Origin of the sequence: Streptomyces sp. NPDC058157 (assembly GCF_042884105.1) — a bacterium.
Classification (GTDB): Bacteria; Actinomycetota; Actinomycetes; order Streptomycetales; family Streptomycetaceae; genus Streptomyces.
On sequence record NZ_JBHVUQ010000317.1, the window covers coordinates 1 to 5,647 of the forward strand.

Consider the following 5,647-nt stretch of genomic DNA (forward strand, 5'->3'; position numbering starts at 1 on the left):
CCCTGGCCGACGCGGCCGCCGTCGACCTGACCGTCGAGGGCCGCACCGAACGGGTCGCCGCGGCCGGAGCCGTGGGCCTGCTCCGCGCCCCCGCCGCCCCCGCCCCGGCGCCCGCCGGCCGGCCCGCCGTCCGCGCGGTCGACGAGGGCCACCCGCTGCGCAGCTGGACCCTGCGCCCCGGCGGCTCCCCGGTGCACGGCCTGTCCGTGGCGCTGACCCGGCACGGGACCTCGTACGGCACCCTCCTCGCGGTGCGCACCGGCTCCGCCTTCACCGACCGCGAGGCCGCCGCCCTGCACTTCGCGGCGCGCGTCGCGGCCGTGCACCTGCGCCACGCCCGCCGGCTCGCCGCCACCGAACGCGTCGCGCTCGACCTCCAGCGGGCCCTCGTCGCCGACCCCGGCCGCCCCCACCCGAACCTGCTGGTCGCCGGCCGCTACCTGCCCGTCGGACCGAGCGCCCTGGTCGGCGGCGACTGGTTCGAGACGGTCCGGCTGCACTTCGGCCGGACCCTGCTGGTCGTCGGCGACGTGATGGGCCACGGCCTGGACGCCGCCGTCGACATGAACGCCTACCGCTCCACCCTGCGCGAGGTCGCCGCCACCGAACTCGCCCCGCACCGCGTGCTGCGCCAGCTCGACGCCCTGGTCGCCCGGGACGCGGCCCGCCGCCCCGCCACCTGCCTGCTCGCCCGCGTCGACCCGGCGCGCGGCACCGCACTCTTCGCCAGCGCCGGCCACCTGCCGCCGGCGGTGTTCGCCGCCGACGGCACCGGCCGGCTGCTGGACGTGCCGGTCGGGCCGCCGCTCGGCACGGGCCTGGGCGGGTACGAGTCCGCGGCCCACCCCTTCGTCGACGAGGAGACCCTGGTCCTCTACACCGACGGGCTCGTGGAGCGGCGCGGCGAGGACATCGACGACTCCCTGGCCCGGCTGACGGCCCTGCGGCTGCCGGCCGGCGCGAGCGCGGCGGAGGCCGTGGACGCGCTGGTGGCGGGCCTCGACGCCCGCCACGCCGAGGACGACGTCGCCGTCCTCACGGCCAGGGTCCGCTCCCGGCCCGCGCACCCGTGACACCGGCCCGGGCCCCTCGGGCGCGGGCCTCAGGCGTGGGCGCGGGCGATGAGCAGGGCGACGTCGTCGTGCGTGTCGGGGCGGCGCAGGGCCGACAGCAGCAGGTCGCAGGTCTCCTCGATCGGCCGGTGCGGGCCCGCCAGCAGGTCGGTCAGGATCAGCAGCCGGGTGTCGATGTCCTGGTCGCGGGTCTCGACCAGCCCGTCCGTGTACAGGACCAGCTCGTCGCCCTCGTCCAGGGTGAACGCGGTGGTGTGGAAGGGGACGCCGCCGACCCCCAGCGGCACGGCCGTGGTCAGCTGGACCAGCCTCGGCTGGCGCCCGTGGCGCAGGTGCACCGGCGGCAGGTGGCCGGCCGTGGCGATGTGGCAGAGCCGCGCGTGCGGGTCGTAGACGGCGTAGACGCAGGTGGCCATGGCCTCGCCCAGGTCGGCGGTGGCCGCGTCGAGGTGGGTGAGGACCGTCGCCGGGTCGAGGCCCAGCCGCCCCAGCGCCCTGGCGGTGGCCCGCAGCTGCCCCATCGTCGCGGCGGCGTTGATGCCGCTGCCCATCACGTCGCCGACGACCAGCGCGGTCCGGTCGCCGGTGAGCGGGATGACGTCGACCCTGTCGCCCCCTATCTCGTGGGCGGCGCCGGCCGGCTGGTAGCGGTAGGCGATGTCCAGGCCGGGGGCGTCCGGCGGGTGCTGCGGCAGCAGGTGGCGCTGGAGGGCGAGGGCGGCGTGGCGCTGGCGTTGGTACCAGCGGGCGTTGTCGATGGACACGGCGGCGTGGGCGGCCAGCTCGGCGGCGAGCAGCACGTCGTCCTGGCCGAACGGGACGGGGTTGCGGGCGCGCTTGAGGTCGAGGGTGCCCAGGACCTGGCTGCGGGCGATCAGCGGGACCGCGAGGTACGAGTGCACCCCCGCCTCGCCCAGCTGCCGGGCGGCCTCCTCGTCGCGGGCGATGCGCGGCAGGTCCTCCGGGGTGACGTGCGGGACGAGGACGGGCCGGGCGGTGCGGGCACAGCGCGCCACCAGCCGGTCGGTGCGGTACAGGGCCACGTCCCCCACGGGGTCGGCGGCCTCCTCGGCGGGGGTGCGGTAGCCGGCCTTGACCGCGAGCGCCCGGAACCGTACGGCCCGCTCGTCGGGGCCGTCGCCGGGACGGCCGCCCGTGAGGACGGTGTCGAGGACGTCGACGGCGGCGATGTCGGCGATCTCCGGCACGGCCACGTCGGCCAGCTCCCGGGCGGTGATGTCCAGGTCGAGGGTGGTGCCGATGCGCACCGAGGCGTCCGCGATCAGGGACAGGCGGCGCCGTGCGTGGGCCGCGGAGACCGAGACCCGGTGCTGTTCGGTCACGTCCACCACCGACACGGCGACGCCGATCACCCGGGCGGACTGGTCCTCCAGCCGGTAGATGGACACCAGCCAGGCGCGTTCGCCCTCGTCCTCGGAGACCGTGCCGGTGGTGAAGTTGTCGAGCACGGGCACGCCGGTCCGCATCACCTCGCGCATCCTGGCCTCGACGGCCGCGGCGTCCAGGAAGGGGAGGATGTCGGCGATCCGCTGCCCGAGGTGCCGCTCGGAGGGGACCCCGTTGATCCGTTCCAGGGCCGGGTTGACCAGGACGTACCGCAGGTCCGCGTCGAGGACGGCCAGGCCGATCGGGGACTGGTCGACCAGCCGGAGGGAGAGGGCGAGATCGCGTTCGACCCGGCGCAGGGTGGCCTGCTCGGAGGCGAGGCCGAGGGCGAACATCCCGCCGTGGTCGGCCTGGAGCCGCATGTTGCGGAACTCGACGAGGACGGTGTGGCCGTCGCGGTGGCGCACGGGGAACGAACCCGCCCAGGCGCCCTGGCCCGCCATCACCCGGGCGAACAGGCCGAGGACCTCGTCCCGGTTGTCCTCCGCCACCAGCAGGCTCGCCGCGTACCGGCCCAGGGCCTCTTCGGCGGGGTAGCCGAACAGGGCGGCGGCCTGCGGGCTCCACAGCCGGATCCGGCCCTCGGCGTCCAGGACGACGGCGGCCACCCCGAGGACGTCGAGGAGACCGCCCGCCGAGGGGGCCCCGGCCGGCGGGGATCCCGGCTGCGGGGCCGGGGGCCCGGCCGGAGCCGGAGCCGGGGCCGGGGCCGGGGCGAGTGGGGGTGCGGCGGGCCCGGGTGCGGGCGCGGGGGGCCCGTCCCCGGGGCCTTCGGCCGGCGGAGCGGGCTGCGCATCGGCCATCACCGGCCTCCTCACCCGGACGGAGCTCCTTCCATGCTGAGGCCCCGCATCGGGCCCGGCGACCCGGCGGGGGCCATCGGGGCCGGTGGGGCCGAGTGTGAGGTGGTGCCGTCGCGGTCCCACACGATGTTCGTGGCCTTGTAACGGCAGGAGACGAAGCTCTGGCTCCCGGTGATGTCGATCAGGTCCGTGCGGGCGGTGGCGGTCGCGTCGTCGAACGTGAAGGCCGGGTTGTTGTTGAGGGATGCGGTGATCCCGCCGTCGCAGGCGAGGTTGCCGCCGGGCTTGTTGATGCTGGTGCGGTCGACGGTGAGGGAGGTGGGGGGATTGGCGCTGGTGCGGGCGTTGGTCCAGGTGCAGGTGTTGCCCGAGACCACGATCACGCCGTCGGCCTTCTGATCGGCGGTGGGGCCGAGGGCGGCGGCGCTGCCGACACTGACCAGGGTGGCCGCGAGGGCCAGGGCCGCTGTGGCGATCTTCGCGCGGTGCATCATGTCGCTCCTCCGTGACACGTCCTTGTGGGGGTGTGGTGCGAGGGCGGTACCGAGTGCGCTGGGAGCGTGCCACAGGGGTCTTGAGAAGTCGTGCGTGATGTCATGCGCGCGTCAAGTATGGCCGGAACGTGACGGTCGCCGTCGGGCCGGGCCGAGGGCGCGCGGCGTCAGGGGAGGTCGGAGGGGGCGGTTTCGGCCTCGTACACGTGCGGGGCGTCGCCCTGCCATTCGACGGGCGGGGCCGTACCGCCGAGGACCACCTCGTCGGGGTCCGGCACCTCGGCGCGGCGCAGGAACTCGATGACGTCGGCGTCCGAGTGCGCGACGCCCAGGACCGTCTCGCGCCCCTCGGCGCGCAGGCTCACCCGGCGGCCGCCCGACGGGGAGACGCGGTGTACGACGATCGGCGCGTGTTCCATCCCTCCACCGTGGATCCGGCCCGGGCCGGGCGCATCCGGACGGAGCCGCCCGGGCCGGGCGCATCCGGACGGGGCGGCGTACAGCGGCGTACTACCTGGGGAGTACGCCGGGAACGCTACGCCCGGGTGACGCGGGTGAAGGCGGGGCCGGTCTAGCGTGATCGTATGGACATGCGGAGCGTAAGCCCGGGACCCCCGTGGCGGCAGTGGGTGCGGCGGACCGGGCGGGGCCCGGCCTGGCGGTCCGCGCTGCTCGTCGCGGTCGTCGCCCAGGCCGGCTCCGGATGGGCGGCCCAGGCGCACACCGGCCGGGTCCCGCTGGACGCCTTCGCCCGGATCCTGCTCCTGACCGGCCCCGCCCTGCTGGTGGTACGGCACCGGTACCCGGTCGCCGTCGCGTACGGGGTCAGCGCCGTCACCCTGGTGTACCTCGCGGCCGGTTTCCCCTACGGCCCGGTCTTCGCCGCCGTGGCCGTGGCCTGCTTCGCGGCCGTCGTCGCCGGTCACCGCGGGGCCGCCTGGGGCGCCGCGGGCCTGCTCTGGGCCGGACACCTCCTCATCGCGCACCGGCTCTACCCCTGGCTCCCGCCCGCGGGGGACGGGCCGGGCTCCTGGGGGCAGGAGCTGGGCGTCACGGCCTGGGTGCTCGCGATGTTCGCCGTCTTCGAGCTGGTCCGGCTGCGCCGCGAGCAGTGGGCGCGGGAGCGGGCCGAGCGGGCGGCCGCCGCGGGCCGCCGGGCCGACGAGGAACGGCTGCGGATCGCCCGCGAGCTGCATGACGTGCTCGCCCACAGCATCTCGGTGATCAACGTCCAGGCCGGGGTCGGACTGGCCCTGCTCGACACCGACCCGGAGCAGGCCCGTACGGCGCTGACCACCATCAAGGCCGCCGGCAAGGAGGCGCTCGGCGAGGTCCGCCAGGTCCTCGACACCCTCCGCGCCCCCGGAGCCGCCCCGCGTGCCCCCGCTCCGGGCCTCGACCGCCTGCCCGAGCTCGTCGGGCAGGCCGCCGCCACCGGGCTCACCGTCGCCACCGAGACCGCCGGCAGGGCCCGCACCCTGCCGCCCGGAGCGGACCTCGCGGCCTTCCGCATCCTCCAGGAGGCCCTGACGAACGTCGTACGCCACTCCGGATCGCGCACCGCCCGCATCCGCATCGGCTGGCGGCCCGACGCCCTCGAACTGCGGGTCGACGACGACGGCCCGGCCACCGGCGGCCCCGCCGGGGGCAGCGGCAACGGCCACGCCGGTATGCGGGAGCGTGCCGCCGCCCTCGGCGGGACCATCGAGGCCGGGCCACGGCCCGACGGCGGCTTCCGCATACGGGCGACCCTCCCGCTGGATCCGGCCCCCGGCCCTGCCCCCCATCCCGCCCCCCGCCCGGCCCCCCAAAGGGGCCCCCGCCCCGGCCCCCCCCCCGCCCCCCCCCCCGGCCCCCCGACCCCGCCCCG

Annotated in this window: 5 protein-coding genes; 2 read left to right on the top strand and 3 right to left on the bottom strand. The window is 76.9% G+C overall.

Going from position 1 to position 5,647, the window contains the following annotated elements; genetic code table 11:
- Positions 1–1,073: PP2C family protein-serine/threonine phosphatase (locus ACFVXK_RS36710; RefSeq protein WP_389621141.1), on the top strand; the 1,073-nt coding region annotated here is incomplete at its 5' end.
- Between the two features lie 29 nt (positions 1,074–1,102).
- On the opposite strand, the gene ACFVXK_RS36715 is transcribed toward ACFVXK_RS36710, so the two are convergent.
- From ACFVXK_RS36715 to ACFVXK_RS36725, 3 genes are all read right to left on the bottom strand, one after another.
- Positions 1,103–3,283: a SpoIIE family protein phosphatase gene (locus ACFVXK_RS36715; RefSeq protein WP_389621144.1), complete on the bottom strand. Its 2,181-nt coding sequence runs from the start codon at positions 3,281–3,283 to the stop codon at positions 1,103–1,105.
- 11 nt (positions 3,284–3,294) lie between these two features.
- Positions 3,295–3,777, bottom strand: coding sequence for a hypothetical protein (locus ACFVXK_RS36720; protein WP_389621147.1), 483 nt, complete (start codon positions 3,775–3,777; stop codon positions 3,295–3,297).
- Positions 3,778–3,944: 167 nt separating this feature from the next.
- Positions 3,945–4,196 carry a hypothetical protein gene (locus tag ACFVXK_RS36725; protein WP_389621150.1) on the bottom strand — a complete coding sequence of 84 codons (252 nt, stop codon included), beginning with the start codon at positions 4,194–4,196 and terminating at the stop codon, positions 3,945–3,947.
- 165 nt (positions 4,197–4,361) lie between these two features.
- Here ACFVXK_RS36725 and ACFVXK_RS36730 point away from each other — a divergent pair.
- On the top strand, positions 4,362–5,647 hold a 1,286-nt coding region (locus ACFVXK_RS36730), incomplete at its 3' end, for a sensor histidine kinase (protein WP_389621153.1).

Excerpts from the sequence above, each read along its gene's own strand:
- ACFVXK_RS36715 (WP_389621144.1), bottom strand. The coding sequence starts at position 3,283 with ATGGCCGATGCGCAGCCCGCTCCGCCGGCCGAAGGCCCCGGGGACGGG.
- ACFVXK_RS36720 (WP_389621147.1), bottom strand. The coding sequence starts at position 3,777 with ATGATGCACCGCGCGAAGATCGCCACAGCGGCCCTGGCCCTCGCGGCC.
- ACFVXK_RS36725 (WP_389621150.1), bottom strand. The coding sequence starts at position 4,196 with ATGGAACACGCGCCGATCGTCGTACACCGCGTCTCCCCGTCGGGCGGC.